The organism is Pseudoalteromonas rubra (assembly GCF_005887095.1).
GTDB lineage: Bacteria > Pseudomonadota > Gammaproteobacteria > Enterobacterales > Alteromonadaceae > Pseudoalteromonas > Pseudoalteromonas rubra_E.
This window is the reverse complement of sequence record NZ_PNCI01000078.1, coordinates 1-17716: the sequence shown is the minus strand read 5'-3', so window position 1 is coordinate 17716 and position 17716 is coordinate 1. Positions and strand designations below refer to the sequence as shown.

Below are 17716 nucleotides of genomic sequence, written 5' to 3'. Positions count from 1 at the left end.
TAGCTGGGTTATAAAAAGTGGTACCAGTGGGCGGACTTGAACCGCCACGCCCGAAGGCAACGGATTTTGAATCCGTCATGTCTACCAATTCCATCACACTGGCATAATTTTTCTTTTATCTTCTAACTTAGAGAAAATAAAGAAAAACCACTTTGAGCTTAGGCTTTGTTTTATATGCCTTCGTCTCTATGCCCAGCATTATACAAATTGCCGGGAGGGTAGCAAGCGTTTTTTACAAAACGTCGTTCAAGTGCTTGGTAAATGAACAGCTGCTGAAAACTAGTCGGGTTTTTTAGTGTTAGATTAAAAATCAGGTAGAATAAGCCATATTTCGACTTTAATGAGTGAACTACATGGCTTCGTTTCCCCGTGCGGGCTTAACCCGTCGTCTTGCATCTCTGATCTATGATGGTCTGGTCGTGATTGCATTTGCAATGCTGTCTATGGTGGTATTTTTGTTGGTGATTGAAGGTTTTATCTCGGCAGGCTGGCTCTCACAAGGCAACCATGAAGACGTTTCAGCACTGATCCAGGCCTCTCCTCTGTTGTCATTTTTTCGTGGTTTTGTACTCATTGCCGTCTCAGTGCTGTTTTTTGCTTACTTCTGGACCAAGAGCGGCCAGACCATAGGTATGCGTGCCTGGCGACTGAAAGTACAAACCCCAGATGGCGAGCTGCTAAGCTGGCCCAGAGCCTGCGCACGGGCATTATGTGCGCTATTAGGCCTGGGTAACCTGCTGGTACTGATCGATTTCAAACACAAACGTGCGCTTCAGGATATGATCTGTGGCACCGAAGTCGTGGTGTTAAGTAAAGAAGAAAATAAACGTATTTACGATAGCCTGGACTAGCCTGCGCCTTACAAAAGTAACAACAAAAAAGCCTGACCGAGTCAGGCTTTTTTGTGTTCAATGCCTTTACTAACCGCGCTGTCGGTTTAACAGGTAAAATGCCGTCGCGGTAAATAGCACGCTGGGCATCACTGCCCCCACCACAGGCGGGATCTGATAGACCATCACAATCGGGCCAAAAATCTCGTTGCTCAGGTGGAAGATGAGCCCGGTGATCACCCCCATGATAATGCGTGCGCCCATGCTTACCGAGCGCAGCGGTCCGAAAATAAAGGACAATGCAACCAGCAGCATCACCGCAATGGTCACCGGCTGCATGACTTTGCGCCACAGCGCCAGTTCATAGTTACTGGTATCCTGCTCATTTTGCTCCAGATACTGTAAATACGACCACAAACCAGAAAACGACAATGCATCAGGCTCGACGGAAGCGACATCCAGCCGGTCCAGTGTGAGCTGAGAAGCATAAACAAGCGTTTGCGCGTACTCTGTACGGATCTGCTCTTGCTCGATGATCACTTCTTCAATGGCTCGTAACTGCCAGCCTTCATCTGTTGCCGTGCCAGACTTAGCACGAGTAATTTTCAGCAGGTTCAGGTCATCATCGAAATGATAAATATTGATGTTTTGCAGATTGCCAGACTTCTCGATATTAGCAATATTAATGAAATTACTACCATCTTTGGCCCACACGCCCTGCTGCGCCTCGAACACTTCGCCGCCATTAATTGCCTGATTACGCAATTGCTTAGCGGTTTGCTCTGCCTGAGGTGCGCCCCACTCGCCCAGCGCCATCATACACAGCGCCAGCACGATGGCCGACTTCATCACCGAGCCGATGATCTGTAACCGCGACATGCCTGCCGCCTGCATCACCACCAGTTCACTACTCGAAGCCAGCGCGCCCAACCCGGTCAGGCCACCTATCAGGGCTGCCATAGGGAAAAACACCACAATATCGCTGGGCATGCTGTACAAAGTGAACAACAGGGCATCCATCACTTCATAGGTACCACGGCCGACTGAACGTAATTGCTCAATAAATTTGATTAACGTATTGATACCCACAAACACCAGCAGCGCAAAGCCTGTGGTTTGCAAAATACTGCGCCCGAGATACCAGTCCAGTGTTTTCATCATTGTTGTGGCTCCCGTTTTAGCAGCATGGAACGCACCCAGACACCAAAAGGTCGGCCTTTTGCAATCAGGTAAGCACCGATAAACAACACACACAAGTGGATCCACCACAAGCCAACCGAGGTCGGTACTTTGCCTTCTGCCACCAGGTATTTACCCGCATTGAGCAGGATAAAGTAGCCCAGATAAATACAAATCGCTGGCACCAGTTTGGCAAACTTGCCCTGTCTGGGGTTCACCACACTGAGTGGCACCGCCAGCAAGGTCAGCAAAATAATCGAAATGGGAACTGATAACCTCAGCTGAAACTGGGCAATGGCTTCTGGAGTACCCATTTGCAACAGACTGGACGAGGGTAAGTCTTCAAGTTTTCGGCGTCGTTGTTCTATTTCCTGCTCGCGGATCTGCACCTGATAGCGACTAAATTCGGTTTTATTCAGGGCCTGACTAAAGCCGTCCGTTTCGAAGCGCTTGCCATCACTGAGCACCAGTTGCTGTTCGCCGGAGCCTTCTTCTACCACCCGGCCATTCTGAGCAAAGACGATCCGCGCCGCCTGGTTTGATTCACGATCGGGCAACTGGGCAACAAACACGCGGTTCAGCTCTTTGCCCTGATCACTGGTGTTATGGACAAACACCACGGCTTTTTCGTTACCCGTTTGCTGGAAGCGTCCGGCCCGGATCTGGCTGAGCCCGGACTCTGCATTGGCCTGTTCACGCAGCTGGTTTTCTTTTTCACCAGCCCAGGGCGCCACATATAAGCTCAGCGCGGCCGCCATCAGAGAAATCACAAAGCTCGATACCAAGGTTACCCGCACGACGTACCACTCACTGACACCGCAGGCTTTAAGCACCGTCATTTCGCTGTCGGCATAGACCCGGCTATAGGCCAGAATAATGCCCAAAAATAAGCTCAATGGCAGAATATACACCGCCAGTTTGGGCAAATTAAGTGCAAGAAAAGACATGACAAGTTTACCCGGAATACTGCCGCCTGAGGCCTCTGCCAGGATCCGGACAAACTTCTGCGAGATGAAAATGGTCATAAGGGTCATAAAAACGGCGACCTGAGATTTTAGTATCTCAGCAGTCAGGTATCGAAAAATAAGCAATGTCCGCCCCTATAAAACGTCTCATTTCACTGGAATAGTAGGAAATTTTGAGTAAACTGGTTATTTTAATCACTTTATTATATGCCATCGGATCCAAATATCCTACTAAAGCAACAGGCTAAAGCGCCAAATGCACGCGACAATTAGCCGGTTTTTAGTTCAGCCTTCAAAAATGGAGTCGCTGAGGCATAAAAAGTTCAAAAAAGACAGCACATTGACTCAGGAGTCGCAATGGAATTCAGCGTAAAAAGTGGTAGCCCAGAAAAACAACGCAGTGCGTGTATTGTTGTCGGCGTATACGAACCACGCCGCCTTTCACCCGTCGGGGAGCAGCTGGATAAAATCAGCGAAGGGTATATTTCTAACCTGCTGCGCCGCGGAGACCTAGAAGGTAAACCCGGCCAGGTGCTTTTACTTCACCATGTACCAAACGTATTGAGTGAACGTGTGCTACTTGTGGGCTGTGGTAAAGAGCGCGAACTGGACGACAAACAATACAAACAGATCATCGCTAAGACCATCAGCACCTTAAACGACACAGGTTCAATGGAAGCCGTTTGCTTCCTGACTGAACAGCACGTTAAAGGACGCGATACTTATTGGAAAGTTCGCCAGGCCGTCGAAACCACTCAGGACAGCCTTTACACCTTTAACCAGCTGAAAAGCAAAAAGAGCGAAGCGCGCCGTCCCCTACGTAAAATTGTTTTCAACGTACCGACACGCCGTGAATTGCCGATTGGCGAGAGCGCCATCGAGCATGGTCTGGCCATTGCAGCCGGTGCCACTTTATGTAAAGACGTGGCAAACATGCCGCCAAATATCTGCAACCCTCGCTACTTGGGTGAGCAGGCTCAGGCATTAGCCGATGAATTCGACAACGTCACAGTTAACCTGGTTGGCGAAAAAGAAATGGAAGAGCTGGGTATGCACTCATATCTGGCCGTTGGTCGCGGTAGTGACAATGAATCCGTGATGTCGGTGATCCACTATAATGGTGCCCCGCAAAAGCAAGCGCCTATCGTGTTCGTCGGCAAAGGCCTGACATTTGATTCCGGTGGTATTTCTCTCAAGCCAGGCGAAGGCATGGATGAGATGAAATACGACATGGGTGGTGCCGCGGGCGTACTGGGCCTGATGCGTGCCGTCGTGCAGATGCAGCTGCCGCTGAACGTTATCGGCGTTCTGGCTGGCTGTGAGAACATGCCAAGCAGCAATGCTTACCGCCCAGGTGACATCCTGACCACTATGTCGGGTCAGACGGTTGAAGTACTTAATACCGATGCCGAAGGCCGACTGGTACTGTGTGATGCATTAACCTATGTTGAAGCGTTTGAACCTGAAGTTGTGGTGGATGTGGCAACCCTGACCGGTGCCTGCATTATTGCACTGGGCCACCATGCAACGGGTTTATTGTCGAACCACAACCCGCTGGCACATGACTTGTTGAAAGCATCAGAGCAAAGTGGCGACCGTGCATGGCAGCTGCCATTGTGGGATGACTATCAGGAACAACTGAAAAGCCCGTTTGCCGACTTCACCAACCTGGGTGGACGTCCTGCTGGTACCATCACCGCAGCCTGCTTCTTATCTAAGTTCACCAAGAAGTACAACTGGGCACACCTGGATATCGCAGGAACAGCCTGGCGCAGCGGCGCCAACAAAGGTGCAACCGGTCGTCCGGTGCCTATGTTAATGCAATACCTGCTTAACCGCGTGGACGTCACTGAGCAACCTCAGGACTAATTGATGGCGTGACATCCCATGTCACCCACCACGTTGATTGATGATAGCCGCATTCTGTGTCAGAATGCGGCTTTATTTTGAACGCCGTGTCATATGCAGACTTACCCACTATGACAGGGCGTTTCGCTAGCTAGAAAACCACATGTCATGACCATCAACGCACGCTTTTTTGTATTAAAGCAAGACAATGAGCCGGGCAAACCAGTACCGGCTCATTTTGATCTCGCCGCACGCAGCGCCGCTAAGCTGTATCGCGCCGGACAACGTGTCTTTATTTACGTGGACAGCGTTGAAGATGCCCATGCGGTTGACGAGCACTTGTGGTGTTTTGAGGCCGACAGCTTTGTGCCTCATAATCTGCAAGGCGAAGGCCCCAAAGGGGGCGCACCGGTCGAGATCGGCCAGATGCCACCCGTTGGCAGACGCACTATTTTGATTAATCTAGCGCAGCAGCTGCCAGATTTTGTGCGCCGATTCGACAAGATCTATGATTTTGTGCCGGTTGAAAGCAATGCCAAACACGCGGCACGCCAGCGGTTCATGCAACTGCGTCAGCTCGGCGCTGAAATTTCAACCAAAGAAATTGACAACTAAAGTATTTTTTAAGGTTCTGTGTAATGGATAAAACCTATAATCCGCAAGATATCGAACAGTCTTTGTACCAAGGCTGGGAAGAGAATGGCTACTTTAAGCCATCAGGTCAGGGCGATGCCTATTCGATCATGATCCCGCCGCCGAATGTCACGGGTAGCCTGCACATGGGCCACGCTTTCCAGGACACCATCATGGACACCCTGATCCGCTACCAGCGCATGCAGGGCAAAAATACTTTATGGCAGGTGGGAACGGACCACGCCGGTATCGCAACACAGATGGTGGTTGAGCGTAAGCTCGCAGCCGAAGAAGGCAAAACCCGTCATGACCTGGGCCGAGACGAATTTATCAATCGTATCTGGCAGTGGAAAAACGAATCTGGTGGCACCATCACTAAACAGCTACGTCGTCTTGGCGCATCAGTAGACTGGGATCGTGAGCGCTTTACTATGGACGACGGCCTGTCTGAAGCGGTTAAAGAAGTGTTTGTTCGTCTATATAAAGATGACCTGATCTACCGCGGTAAGCGCCTGGTGAACTGGGACCCGAAACTGCACACTGCCATTTCTGATCTGGAAGTAGAAAACAAAGACAAGCAGGGCCACATGTGGAACCTGCGTTACCCGCTGGCTGATGGGGTTAAAACCAAAGACGGCAAAGACTACATAGTCGTGGCAACAACACGTCCGGAAACCATGCTGGGCGACACAGGTGTGGCAGTTAACCCGGATGATGAGCGTTATCAGGACCTGATCGGCAAAGAGATCTTATTGCCAATCGTCAACCGTCGTATTCCAATCGTTGCCGATGAGCACGCTGATATGGAAAAAGGCACCGGTTGTGTAAAAATCACGCCAGCGCACGACTTTAACGACAACGAAGTCGGTAAGCGTCACCAGCTGCCTATGATCAACGTATTCAACAAAGATGCGGCAATCTTAAGCGAAGGCGAAACCTTTACCTTTGATGGTAAGCCACTGGAGCTGGATGCGCCATTACCAGAGCGCTTCCATGGCCTGGACCGTTTCGAAGCCCGTAAACTGATCGTTGACGAGTTTGAGCAAGCCGGCCTGCTGGAAAAAATCGACGACCACAGCCTGACCGTACCATACGGCGACCGCTCTGGTGTCGTCATCGAACCACTGTTAACTGACCAATGGTACGTGCGCGTTGCACCACTGGCTGAGCCGGCAATCAAAGCCGTTGAAGACGGTGATATCCAGTTTGTGCCTAAACAGTACGAAAACATGTACTTCTCCTGGATGCGCGATATTCAGGACTGGTGTATTTCTCGTCAGCTATGGTGGGGACACCGTATTCCGGCCTGGTACGACAACGAAGGCAATGTGTACGTTGGCCGCGACGAAGCCGAAGTACGCCGCGACAACAACCTGGCAGACGACGTAGTCCTGAGCCAGGACGACGATGTACTGGATACCTGGTTCTCTTCTGCCCTTTGGACCTTCTCAACACAGGGCTGGCCAGAGAACACTGACGACCTGAAAATGTTCCACCCGTCAGACACGCTGGTAACCGGTTTCGACATCATTTTCTTCTGGGTTGCCCGTATGATCATGATGACACTGCACTTTGTGAAAGACGATCAAGGCAAGCCTCAGGTACCTTTTAAAACCGTTTACGTGACCGGTCTTATCCGTGACGAAAATGGCGACAAAATGTCAAAATCAAAAGGTAACGTACTGGATCCACTGGACATGATCGATGGTATCGATCTGGAAAGCCTGGTTCAAAAACGTACCGGTAACATGATGCAGCCACAACTGGCCGCTAAAATCGAAAAGAATACCCGTAAGACTTTTGCTGACGGTATTGAAGCACACGGCACAGACGCGCTGCGCTTTACCCTGGCTGCCATGGCCTCAACCGGCCGTGATATCAACTGGGATATGAACCGTCTGGAAGGGTATCGTAACTTCTGTAACAAGCTGTGGAACGCCAGCCGTTACGTACTGATGAACACCGAAGAGCAGGATTGTGGCTTCAACGGTGGCGAGATGCAGGTGTCTCTGGCAGATCGCTGGATCCTGGGCCAGTTCCAGAACACAGTGAAAACCTTCAGTGAGCACCTGGACAACTACCGCTTCGACCTGGCAGCGAACACCATTTATGAGTTCACCTGGAACCAGTTCTGTGACTGGTACCTGGAGCTGACCAAGCCAATTCTGTTCAAGGGCAACGAAGCGCAACAACGCGGTACACGTCATACCCTGATCACTGTGCTCGAAGGCCTGCTGCGCGTGATGCACCCGCTAATGCCTTACATCACAGAAACCATCTGGCAGCGTGTTGCACCGCTGGCTGGGATCGAAGCCAACACCATCATGCTACAGAGCTTCCCGCAGTTTGATGCGTCGCAGGTAGACACACAAGCAATGGAAGATCTGGAGTGGGTTAAGCAGTTCATCCTGGCTATTCGTAACATCCGTGGTGAAATGGACATCAGCCCAAGCAAACCGCTTGGTGTATTGCTGGCCAATGTCTCTGAGCAGGATCAGCGTCGTCTTGATGACAACCAGGCATTTTTGAGCTCACTGGCTAAACTGGAAGACATCAAGGTCCTGGCTAGCAAAGACGATGCCCCGGCATCGGCAACGGCCTTTATCGGCGACCTGGAGATCATGATCCCAATGGCGGGCCTGATCGATGTCGAAGCCGAAATGGCCCGTATCGCCAAGCAGCTTGAAAAAGCAGAGAAAGGTCTGGCACAGGTTGAGAAAAAGCTGGCAAATGAGAAGTTCGTCAACAATGCCCCAGCTGCGGTACTCGACAAAGAAAAAGCCAAACTGGCCGAGTACAGCGATGCTAAAGCTAAGTTGCTTGAGCAAAAAGCGAAAATCGAAAGCCTGTAACAATCATTGATTGTTATTTATTTTAAAAAAGGAAGTCGCTAAGCGGCTTCCTTTTTTATAAGTAGGCCTCAGCGTAATTCTTTTAGGGTTGGCGAATCACCCTTACTTTATTGACACTAGCATCTTGCCAAAATGCTGAAAAGTAATGAAAGCTCCTACCTACGTTTAAACAACTTCCAAAACCATTTTTTATTCAGCTTTACATTGCTCGACTTAGTTGTTGACGTGTCAAAGTTTACTTTATCAGCCTCAACCTGCTCCAGATCAAAGCGGCACTTCTCAAAGTGTTCCTTCTCTTTCATATCATGGAGATTTGCATGAACGATTTCTCTGTGAGGGATTACAATCGTGAATTTCTTAGCAAATAAAAGCTCTTCATTATTATGTGATACTCTCTCTTTTTCAGCTTTTCTCGCCTTTTCCATAACAGGGTAATAATCAATTACATACTTTAAATCCAGATCTTCTTTCTGTCTGTAACCACTTACGATAGGTAGCACTTCAATGTCATTAGCCGCAGCCGCAGTCTGCATAATATATCCAATGTAAACTTTTCTATTCTTCATCGTGAAGGCCACTGGTAAACCTAACTCTGAAGACCTGAAAGCCAAAGACAGGAACTCAGGGGTTTTATCTCCTGCAGCATCCTCTTTCCAAGCTTCTAATACCAAGTCCCTTTTAAATATTTTATATAGGTTTACAAGCAACATTGGTATCAGCACAGCCAATACAACAGCAATACAGCTCACACTAACCATATTTAGTACTTCAGCGTTATTTGCAATTGATGGCATAAGCACTGCGACGAAGCTTTTGAATTCCAAGCCAAAATTGTATGCTAAGTTTGGGCTATACTTAACAAACACCGTAAGTATAACGTACGAAACAATGTGCAGTAGTAATCCTGCAAAGGCTGCTAGAATAAAAGTATGGTAGCCTTCTGACTTTTCATATTTCACCACTGTTTTTGGGAAATTACTCAAGAACAGACTGCCAGAGACCAAGAAAAGTAAAATGAGTAGAACGGTAGGCTTAATCATAATATCCTTATTGAAAAAGGCGCCATCAGGCGCCTTTTTCATAATGAGAAGTTACTACTTTGCCAACTGCGCTTTATGTTCAGCTACGCGCTTACTGGCCAGTTCTGCTTGCTGCTTAACTACTTTACTTTGAAATAAAGAGTCAACATCAGTCACGAAGCCTGTAGTCCCTTTCATTCTTATATAAAATTCTGGCTCTGGTTGTTTTCCAAAACCTAATAAATTCTTAAACCAGTTTATCATACTATCCTCCTCCTTCCAGAAGAGCCCATTTTGCATAGTCGCGCCACGTTGGTTAGGTCATATTTGACCTTCTTACTAACCTTACACGACAGGACCAGACACATACTAAACACTACCCTTTTAGTAATATCATACTAAGACAGGAGGGCAATATAGTCAATAATTGAACACTAGTATTCAACTTAGTTCAGGCGCTCTCATGCTCTGTACTCAGTTGTAAATAGCAACTGAAAGCTAACCTAACATCCAATACTTGAAGCATATGCCACTGTCACGACAGCTCTATGCTTGTACCGGAATCAACACACCTCTTGTATTAAAAATCCAAGTAGAAACTATTGCTCAAACCCATAGTGTTAAGCATTGATTCGCATCACCTACATCAAGTTGAGCAATAACTTTTTCTGCAATCAAAACTTTCCACATTATTCATTCCAATCTGTAGAAGTCACAAGCATCAAGTTAACCAATAATTAAATTTAACAACTTTGCATTTTCAAATGTAACAATATAGGGTACAAACAGAAACAGGGACAAAACATAAAGAAGAATCCAAACTCATGATAAAAACCAAACTCACCATGCTGGCCACGCTTGTCGCGGCCTCACACAGTGTGGCCGCCTCGGCCGCCGACTATCCACTGATGCCAGGCGATCCACTGGTATCTCACCAGTGGCATTTACAAAATACCGGACAGGCCGCCTTTTCAGATCGTGGCGGTAAAGCAGGCGAAGATATGAACCTGTCTCTGACCCATGCGCTGGGTATTCTGGGCACGGGCGTTACCACTGCCGTGATCGACGGAGCCGTAGAGCTGACTCATCCGGACTTGCGCGACAATGTGCGCCCGGGGTCATGGAACTTTACCACTGATACACCCGATCTGGTGCCCAGCGGCCCCACAGATCGCCATGGTACAGCCGTTGCCGGTATTATCGCAGCAAGCGCATTTAATGGCGTGGGGGGAAGAGGTATTGCCCCACGTGCTGGACTTGTTGGCTTCAACCTGATCTCATCAGGTAATTACAACACCGCCAACTGGTTACAGTCTCACGGCATGTACTCAGATGGTTACAGCAAACACTCTTTTGATTTTCCGAGAGTTTTCAACCAGAGTTATGGCCGTACACTGTCCTCTCCTGTTAACTTTGACTATGACCAAGAGCCCTGGCTTAAAACCTATGAAGATGCACAGGAAGAAATTACGCGTACGACACATGGTGGCCGCGGTGCACTCTTCGTCAAATCGGCTGGTAACGGCTATGCCAGACAAACCTTTAAGGACCCTAATTTCGGTTCCGGCTACCTACGTTTCGACAATGACAACCATGGTTTACCGCTGCAAAATGTCAACCTGGAGCGAATGGATACGTCATTCTGGAACCTAGTAGTATCGGCTTATAATGCCGATGGTCAGCTCTCTTCTTATTCAACCGTTGGCTCTGCCGTGTTCGTCTCTGCTACGGGCGGACAGTATGGAGTCTATTCTCCTGCGATGATCACCACAGATCTGAGTGGGTGCGACGCGGGATATAACCCGGCATATGGCCGCAACGACCTGCATGGCGGTCATCCACTGGATCCAACCTGCGATTATGGCGCACGCTTTAACGGCACTTCTTCTGCCGCCCCCAGTGCAGCCGGTGCCATCGCCCTGATCATGTCGGCTAATCCGGCGCTGACTTGGCAAGATGTGCGCCATATCCTGGCCACTACGGCACGCAAGATTGATGCGGATAACCCGGGTGTCTCACTGTCTTTTAATAATGCACAAGGTGACACAGTCAGCTATCAGGCCATTGATGCCTGGCAGACCAATGCTGCTGGCTACACCTTCCATAATTACTACGGTTTTGGTGCCGTGGATGTAGACGCGGCGGTCAATATGGCGCGATTCTACAATCAGACTCTGGGGCAGTTTACTCAGACCGAACGCTTTGTGGTTACAGCAAACGCTGAGATCCCAGATGGAGATGTGAATGGTGTACAAAGCACTTACCAGTCAACAGAAGAGATGACGGTTGATGCCATTCAGGTGCGTGTTAACATTGACCACACCAGCACCCGAGATCTCGCGATTGAGTTGATCTCCCCCGCAGGTACTCGCAGTGTCATCATGACACCGCGCACCGGTACAATCCTGGGTAAAAGTGGTATGGACAATACGCAAATGCTGACCCATCACTTCTATGGAGAGCAGGCACAAGGTGAATGGACCCTGCGCGTTATTGATACAGCCGCTGAGGACGAATACTACATTTTTGATCCCCGCGCTGCAGGCGCACCAAACGTTAATATGGTGCACAGAAACAACCTTGAAAATGGCCTGCTGAAGTCGTGGGACATTCGTTTCATCGGTCGTAAATAAGGAGTACTGACATGAAAAAACAACTAATCGCGACCGTGCTACTCGCCTGCGGTATATCAGCCGCCAGTGCATCCACCACAGATGTCTATGAAGCACAACCGCTGAGTTCAGCACTTAATCATAGTGTTACACTCAATGGTAAACACTACCTCACCACCAGCGAGACACTCCTGAGCGGTACCACTATCACAGATGCCAAGTCTGGTTCGACCTATATTCTGACAGGTGAGGTGGTAGCGGAACTGGAACCACTGATTGATGCCCGGGAGTTTGCTGCGGCACATAACCTCAAGCTGGTTTATGTCAGAGCCAACCGTGCTATCTTCGCTGCCGAAGCCAGCGCTGAACTGCGTGAATTTAAAGCGTATATTGCAAGCCTGGCAGGGGTCACCAGCACACAATTCGGTATTGAAATCGAAGGGTTAGAAGCAGAATAACCCAGTCGCGATATCCAGCACAGGCGCTGGATATCGCCCTTCAACGACACCTAATCAATCAGACATTCTATGTCTGCTCATGTAGTTTCGATACGCATGGGCTGCGGCCATATCAGCACAGCGCATAACGCCTTTACTTAATTTTTTGTTCACCCAGCCAGTTGATGCGGTAAAGATCCCGTCGCCTGTCCAGATAGTTTCTGACAGATCCCTCATGACGCAGTTCATGCAGTTTCTCCAGATCTAAGTCAACAATCAGGGTCATTTCGGTGTTCGGGGTGGTTTCTGCCATGGTTGCATCATGAGGAAACGCAAAATCAGACGGTGAAAAGACTGCAGACTGAGCGTACTGAATATCGGCCCCATCCACCTTGGGCAGGTTCCCCACACTACCCGCCGTCACCACATAACATTCGTTTTCAATGGCACGGGCTTGCGCGCAACAACGTACCCGCAGGTAGGCATTTTTGGTATCCGTCCAGAAGGGCACAAACAGGATCTGCATTCCCTGCTCTGACAACAGGCGCGCCAGTTCCGGAAACTCCACATCGTAACAGATCAGAATGCCGATCTTACCAAAGTCGGTATCAAACACACTCAGACTGTCACCACCTTGCATGATCCAGGCACTTTTTTCATACGGGGTCGGGTGAATTTTGGTTTGCGACTCTATGGTGCCGTCGCGTCGGCAAAAATAAGAAACATTATAGAGTGCTTTGTCTTCTATCACCGGAATTGACCCTGCGATAATATTAATGTTGTAGCTGACCGCCAGATGGGAAATGGCTTCAACCACTTCATTGGAGAACGCAGCCAGTGCTTTGATGGAGTCCAGCGAGTTTTCGTGCGCTTCTATGCCCATCAATGGCGCATTAAACAACTCAGGCAGCAATGCCAAATCGCACTGATAGTCAGCCAGTGCATCAATAAAGAACTCCACATGCTGGGTCAACTCTGCAACGGAATTAAGCGGACGCATCTGCCATTGTACACAGCCTACCCGGGCGGATTTTTTAACCGCACCAAACAAAGGGGATTCATGGCGTTCGTAGTACAGATTGGTCCATTCCAGTAAGGTTGCATACCCTTTGGATTCTTTGTCTTCCGGCAGGTATTTATTGAGTACGCGCTTTACTTCAAAGTCGTTTGACAACTGAAAGCTGAGTATGGGGTCGTAGATTTCTTTTTTCTTTACCAGCTCAATGTACTTTTGTGGCGACATTTCGCTGGCATGGTGTTGATAGTTAGGAATGCGCCCGCCGGCTACAATCGATTTAAGATTAAGGTTTTGGCATAGCTCTTTTCTGGCTTCGTACAGGCGACGCCCCAGACGCATGCCCTGATAGTCCGGGTGTACAAAAACTTCGGCACCGTAAAGTACATCTCCCTGTGGATCATGTGTGGTGAGGTAGGCGTCACCGGTTATTTCATCATAGGTATGGTGGTCGCCAAACTTGTCGTAATCCACTATCAAAGAGAATGCTGCGGCGACCACTTTACCATGGTCTTCAATACAGATCTGACCTTCGGGAAAGCTGCTGAGCTGAGCCTTGAACTGCTTCTCTGACGGGGCGCCTCCCAGATCAGGGTAAACAATTTCCATCACTTCTTTAAGATCTGCATAATCCTCCGCCTCCAGGCTGCGCAGATTGAGTTTATGTTCAAAGTTTTCAGTTAAATTACTGTCGCTCATTATTACTCCTGCTTGCTTTCAACTTTTTCTTTGTAGAACAACCTTAATAAAGATAGTCGCTGCTAAATCGGCTCACAAACTGACACACACCAAGTCACCCATAGAATGCCCTGACGATCACTCGGCGTTTGCCAGCCAGCGCATCACATTGAGCAGAAAACCTTCGTTGTGCTCAGCTCCTTTTGAAGCCAGCCCATATTTTTCTCCTGATTGTGTATCCACTTGTGAGGAAAACATCATGCCTTCGGCAAATACGGCGACCCGCCCTTTACCAAGCTCAAGTACGGCGCCCTGGCTCCAGCCATCCACAGACATACGTGGCGTGTCCACCGTGATCTGAAAAGGCACCTGAGGATTAACCGACACAGCTTGTGGGCCAAGCGTAAGCAGTGAAATCCCACCTTCTGGCGCTTTGAATGCCGAACCGCCAAACGAGCGAACCTGTTCGATTTGACCTGTTGATTGGTCTGTTACTGCCGCTGAAGCTGCACCACCTGCAGCGCCCGTCAGACCAAATCCTGTCATGGATGCCGCACCTGGCAGCTTTCTCAGCGCAGGCACGACCGCTAAGGTAATTGCATGCTGTGCTAAGGTGTTGTCCCGGGTTGTGAACTGCGCGTTGCCAACGTGGCCATGGCTAAATTCAAACCCCAGTGCCCGAGTGAGGTTTTCTATCACTTTAGGAAACGGCGTATGGTCGGCCACTAGAAACAACGCGCCACCTTGCTTCACCCACTCTGTCACTACTGTGACTTCTTGCGCGGTCAGGGCATTGCCAAAGGGTGGGGCCCAATCAGTCCGTTCTTTGTCCAGCGCATTGGCTATCACCAAAATATCAGCCTGATTCAGGTGCTCAGCGCTAAACGCAACCTTGCTCGCTTTGACCGTATAGCCATCACTTTGCAGTACCTGCGTAAAAGGCCGGAAACGGCCATTCATGGTTAAAAAGTTATGATGGGCTTCATCGATAAAAACGACCGGACTGTCACCGGATAGAAAGCTGCGCTCGGTGTTTTGTGGGGTAAAGTCAGGGTCGGCTTGTTGTGTACTGTCGGAGCAGGCGCTCAGAGCCAGAGCAAACAAACTTGCCGTCAGCGTGTTAACTAACCAATTCATCTTGCTGTCCTTAAATAGCAGATAACGCATGGCCAAGTTGTAGCAAAGATACCGGCAAGTTACCAGAAATAGACGAAAAGATAAGCAGCTGCTCGCCGACATCAATGAGTCATGTCAGCGAGCAAAGAACAGCTATGTGAGCTACTGAATCCCAATACTTTCACGAATTTTGACCATCTGCTCCTGCAAACTGTGTTGAATATCCCGTACCTGCTGGTTTGAGCCATTCACCTGTTGTTTCATCAGGGCCATCGCACTGCTAAAGTTATCTACCAGCGAGCTTTGTTGCTGAGCCAGCTCCATGGCATGCTCAGCCACCTGACTGGCCCCCTGAGCGCGCTCAGCAACCCCTTCCGAGTTGCTCTTGAGTTCCTGCGCATGTTCAGTTTGTTGCTGTGCTTCGTCTGCCAGCGCGCTGATCTGCGACGACACCTTGCTTGAATTGTCACTGAGGATATTTAGCTGTTCGTTGATATCTGACAACGAGTCCTGGGTTTGTTGTGCCAGCTTGCGTACTTCATCGGCCACCACTGCGAACCCTCGCCCGTGTTCCCCGGCACGCGCCGACTCAATGGCCGCATTCAGTGCCAGCAAGTTGGTTTGCTCTGCAATGGTGCGGATCATTTCAATCACTTTGCCCACATCAGCCACTCCATTTAACAGCTCGTTGAGGCTGGACAAGCCCTGCTCCACCCGCTGCTGGGTACTGGAACTTGCACTGAGCATTGACTCGGCATAGCTCACGCTTTGCTTCATCGCAGAGAAAGTTTCACTGGCGTTATCCGACACCTGCTGATTGATTTCACTGGCCTCTGAACCCAACGCTTTGATCTCGTCAAGCTGATGCTGATTCTGCTCCACCTGAGATGAGGTGGTTTCTGCCAGCTCACTGATACTGGCCAGGTTGGTGTTCATGTCCTGCATAAAGTCATTGATCACTGCCAGCATTTGCTCCCGCTCCTGCGCTTCACCACGCTGACGTTCAATCAGCTGATTAAAGTAACTGGCTATCTCGCCAATTTCGGTATTGGCATTCTGACTGTCGATGTTTTTCAGCTCATTGCTTTCTATCAGAAACGCAAAGCCATTGCGAAGCTGGCGCAGTGGCGTCAGTACCTGGCTAAACTGCACGATATACACAGCAATGGCCAGTAACACCAGCAAGCCGATGGCCACACCAAAAATCGTAAAGACGTTTTGCTTAAGCGTATTTTGCTCTGCCTGTAGCGCTTCTTCGGCACTCAGTACCAAGGCCGAAATCGCCTTAATGTCCCCTCGCAGCTGAGCCATGCCCTGCTGGCGCTGTTCAGCCTGAGCCAAGGTATTTTCCAGATCGCGACTGAAACGCCTGGGCCAGCTGATCAACTCAGCTTTGATCTCTAGCGCCAGGTCTTCTGCCTCAGCACCCAGAAATAATTCGTCTTCATCAATCTCGCTCATTACCCCTAAGTCTGCCAGGCGGTCTATCTGCTGCGCCAAGTCCTGAAGGCGACGCACGCTGTTTAACAGGTTTTGCCGGGTTTGCTGCTCAAAGTGGATCACCAGCTGATAGGTGTAAATACTGAGGTTGCTGACTTCGCCATAGTAATCTGATGCCAGTGCGTAATAGCGTGGTGCAAGCGGATGATCCGGGGCTTTGGCCGTATAGCTCATTAAAGAGGACGCCGAGCCCGACATTTGTCTGATGGCGTTGTCCAGCAACGCCATTTCATTACCTGACAGCTTACCAAGGGCACGGTATTTACCATTAATGTCGCTATCAAGTGCATCAAGCTGATTCGTCATGTCAGAGGCGAGCGTTGAAGGCAACGCTGTCAATTGATGCTGTTTGAGGGTGGCTATTTGTTCGCTGGCCTTGCTGAGCTCCTGGCTGTCACCTGTGCTCAGATAGTCTTCGATCGTACCGGCAAGATCGATCAGTATGGTGTTTTTCAGCGTAACATAGGCGTTGTTTTGTTTGTCTAATTCACTAAAGACCTGACTGGCCCAGAACAAGGTGGCAGCCAGCACGATACTGGCCAGGGCCAGTAACACGGCAAGCAGCCGAGTAAAAGTAGAAACACGCATTAGATACTACAGCCATATTGATTCAAATTCGGGCGTAGACTATTAATGTTTTATGACAGTTTGATGTAGATTGCTCAGAAATAAACCAGCCAATTTTAAAAACATACTTTTGGCGTAGAAGAAGTAAATACCTTTTACAGGAACTTTACTTCAGACAAATGACAAGCAGATCTGACAGGTGCTTTGGCTATCTATTGCAGCCAAAATCTATTTGGACACCCATTTTTATGACTATACCTGTGGTTCTGACTGTGGGGCTCTGCCGCTCGCTACTCAGCCGATATACCAGCTCAATAACGTTGCATACGGTATCGATGATTGACCACTTGCGTCACCCCGATCTCCACGCTTTCGTCATCCTGGCCCCCGAGCCTTCGTCACTCCGACCTCCGAGCCTTCGTCATCCCGGCCCCACATCGTAAGAGCGTCGTTAACGGAAAGATA

The 17716-nt window shown here is 49.3% G+C and carries 13 protein-coding genes and 1 tRNA gene; 6 read left to right on the top strand and 8 right to left on the bottom strand.

The window, feature by feature from the left end:
• Window positions 1–18: 18 nt before the first annotated feature.
• Window positions 19–103 (bottom strand) — tRNA-Leu (locus CWB99_RS22670).
• A gap of 250 nt (window positions 104–353) precedes the next feature.
• Between CWB99_RS22670 and CWB99_RS22665 the strand changes: the two genes are divergently transcribed.
• Complete coding sequence (locus CWB99_RS22665) at window positions 354–851, top strand: RDD family protein (RefSeq protein WP_138551411.1); 498 nt, start codon at window positions 354–356, stop codon at window positions 849–851.
• Window positions 852–920: 69 nt separating this feature from the next.
• Here CWB99_RS22665 and lptG read toward each other — a convergent pair whose 3' ends face one another.
• Window positions 921–1991: an LPS export ABC transporter permease LptG gene (gene lptG, locus CWB99_RS22660; RefSeq protein WP_138551410.1), complete on the bottom strand. Its 1071-nt coding sequence runs from the start codon at window positions 1989–1991 to the stop codon at window positions 921–923.
• The gene (lptF, locus tag CWB99_RS22655; protein ID WP_138551409.1) at window positions 1988–3100 is read right to left on the bottom strand and encodes an LPS export ABC transporter permease LptF; all 1113 of its coding nucleotides are present in this window, start codon (window positions 3098–3100) and stop codon (window positions 1988–1990) included. Before lptF ends, lptG begins: the two co-directional genes overlap by 4 nt.
• A 231-nt stretch (window positions 3101–3331) precedes the next feature.
• Between lptF and pepA the strand changes: the two genes are divergently transcribed.
• The 3 genes from pepA (at window position 3332) to CWB99_RS22640 (ending at window position 8307) form a co-directional block, all read left to right on the top strand.
• Window positions 3332–4843, top strand: coding sequence for a leucyl aminopeptidase (pepA, locus tag CWB99_RS22650; protein ID WP_138551408.1), 1512 nt, complete (start codon window positions 3332–3334; stop codon window positions 4841–4843).
• Window positions 4844–4990: 147 nt separating this feature from the next.
• The gene (locus tag CWB99_RS22645) at window positions 4991–5437 is read left to right on the top strand and encodes a DNA polymerase III subunit chi (protein WP_046004999.1); all 447 of its coding nucleotides are present in this window, start codon (window positions 4991–4993) and stop codon (window positions 5435–5437) included.
• Window positions 5438–5460: 23 nt separating this feature from the next.
• Entirely contained in the window at window positions 5461–8307 is a 2847-nt protein-coding gene (locus CWB99_RS22640; protein ID WP_138551407.1) for a valine--tRNA ligase, read from the top strand.
• 155 nt (window positions 8308–8462) lie between these two features.
• Here CWB99_RS22640 and CWB99_RS22635 read toward each other — a convergent pair whose 3' ends face one another.
• Window positions 8463–9389, bottom strand: coding sequence for a hypothetical protein (locus tag CWB99_RS22635; protein WP_138551406.1), 927 nt, complete (start codon window positions 9387–9389; stop codon window positions 8463–8465).
• A 12-nt stretch (window positions 9390–9401) separates the two neighbouring features.
• Window positions 9402–9590 carry a hypothetical protein gene (locus tag CWB99_RS22630; RefSeq protein ID WP_138551405.1) on the bottom strand — a complete coding sequence of 63 codons (189 nt, stop codon included), beginning with the start codon at window positions 9588–9590 and terminating at the stop codon, window positions 9402–9404.
• Window positions 9591–10150: 560 nt separating this feature from the next.
• Here CWB99_RS22630 and CWB99_RS22625 point away from each other — a divergent pair.
• Entirely contained in the window at window positions 10151–11959 is a 1809-nt protein-coding gene (locus CWB99_RS22625; protein ID WP_138551404.1) for a S8 family peptidase, read from the top strand.
• An 11-nt stretch (window positions 11960–11970) separates the two neighbouring features.
• On the top strand, window positions 11971–12396 hold the full coding sequence (locus CWB99_RS22620; protein ID WP_138551403.1) for a hypothetical protein: 426 nt from the start codon (window positions 11971–11973) through the stop codon (window positions 12394–12396).
• Window positions 12397–12529: 133 nt separating this feature from the next.
• Here the strand turns inward: CWB99_RS22620 and CWB99_RS22615 are convergent, their stop codons facing one another.
• The 3 genes from CWB99_RS22615 to CWB99_RS22605 form a co-directional block, all read right to left on the bottom strand.
• A complete protein-coding gene (locus CWB99_RS22615; protein WP_138551402.1) occupies window positions 12530–14089 on the bottom strand; it encodes a bifunctional GNAT family N-acetyltransferase/carbon-nitrogen hydrolase family protein in 1560 nt (519 codons plus the stop codon).
• A gap of 117 nt (window positions 14090–14206) precedes the next feature.
• Complete coding sequence (locus CWB99_RS22610) at window positions 14207–15205, bottom strand: DUF4350 domain-containing protein (protein WP_138551401.1); 999 nt, start codon at window positions 15203–15205, stop codon at window positions 14207–14209.
• 141 nt (window positions 15206–15346) lie between these two features.
• Window positions 15347–17272: a methyl-accepting chemotaxis protein gene (locus CWB99_RS22605; protein ID WP_138551400.1), complete on the bottom strand. Its 1926-nt coding sequence runs from the start codon at window positions 17270–17272 to the stop codon at window positions 15347–15349.
• Window positions 17273–17716: the final 444 nt, after the last annotated feature.

Coding starts and splice junctions, on each gene's coding strand:
- lptG (WP_138551410.1), bottom strand. CDS start 1,991: ATGATGAAAACACTGGACTGGTATCTCGGGCGCAGTATTTTGCAAACC.
- CWB99_RS22645 (WP_046004999.1), top strand. CDS start 4,991: ATGACCATCAACGCACGCTTTTTTGTATTAAAGCAAGACAATGAGCCG.
- CWB99_RS22640 (WP_138551407.1), top strand. CDS start 5,461: ATGGATAAAACCTATAATCCGCAAGATATCGAACAGTCTTTGTACCAA.
- CWB99_RS22615 (WP_138551402.1), bottom strand. CDS start 14,089: ATGAGCGACAGTAATTTAACTGAAAACTTTGAACATAAACTCAATCTG.
- CWB99_RS22610 (WP_138551401.1), bottom strand. CDS start 15,205: ATGAATTGGTTAGTTAACACGCTGACGGCAAGTTTGTTTGCTCTGGCT.
- CWB99_RS22630 (WP_138551405.1), bottom strand. CDS start 9,590: ATGATAAACTGGTTTAAGAATTTATTAGGTTTTGGAAAACAACCAGAG.
- CWB99_RS22605 (WP_138551400.1), bottom strand. CDS start 17,272: ATGCGTGTTTCTACTTTTACTCGGCTGCTTGCCGTGTTACTGGCCCTG.
- CWB99_RS22620 (WP_138551403.1), top strand. CDS start 11,971: ATGAAAAAACAACTAATCGCGACCGTGCTACTCGCCTGCGGTATATCA.
- CWB99_RS22625 (WP_138551404.1), top strand. CDS start 10,151: ATGATAAAAACCAAACTCACCATGCTGGCCACGCTTGTCGCGGCCTCA.
- CWB99_RS22665 (WP_138551411.1), top strand. CDS start 354: ATGGCTTCGTTTCCCCGTGCGGGCTTAACCCGTCGTCTTGCATCTCTG.
- pepA (WP_138551408.1), top strand. CDS start 3,332: ATGGAATTCAGCGTAAAAAGTGGTAGCCCAGAAAAACAACGCAGTGCG.
- CWB99_RS22635 (WP_138551406.1), bottom strand. CDS start 9,389: ATGAAAAAGGCGCCTGATGGCGCCTTTTTCAATAAGGATATTATGATT.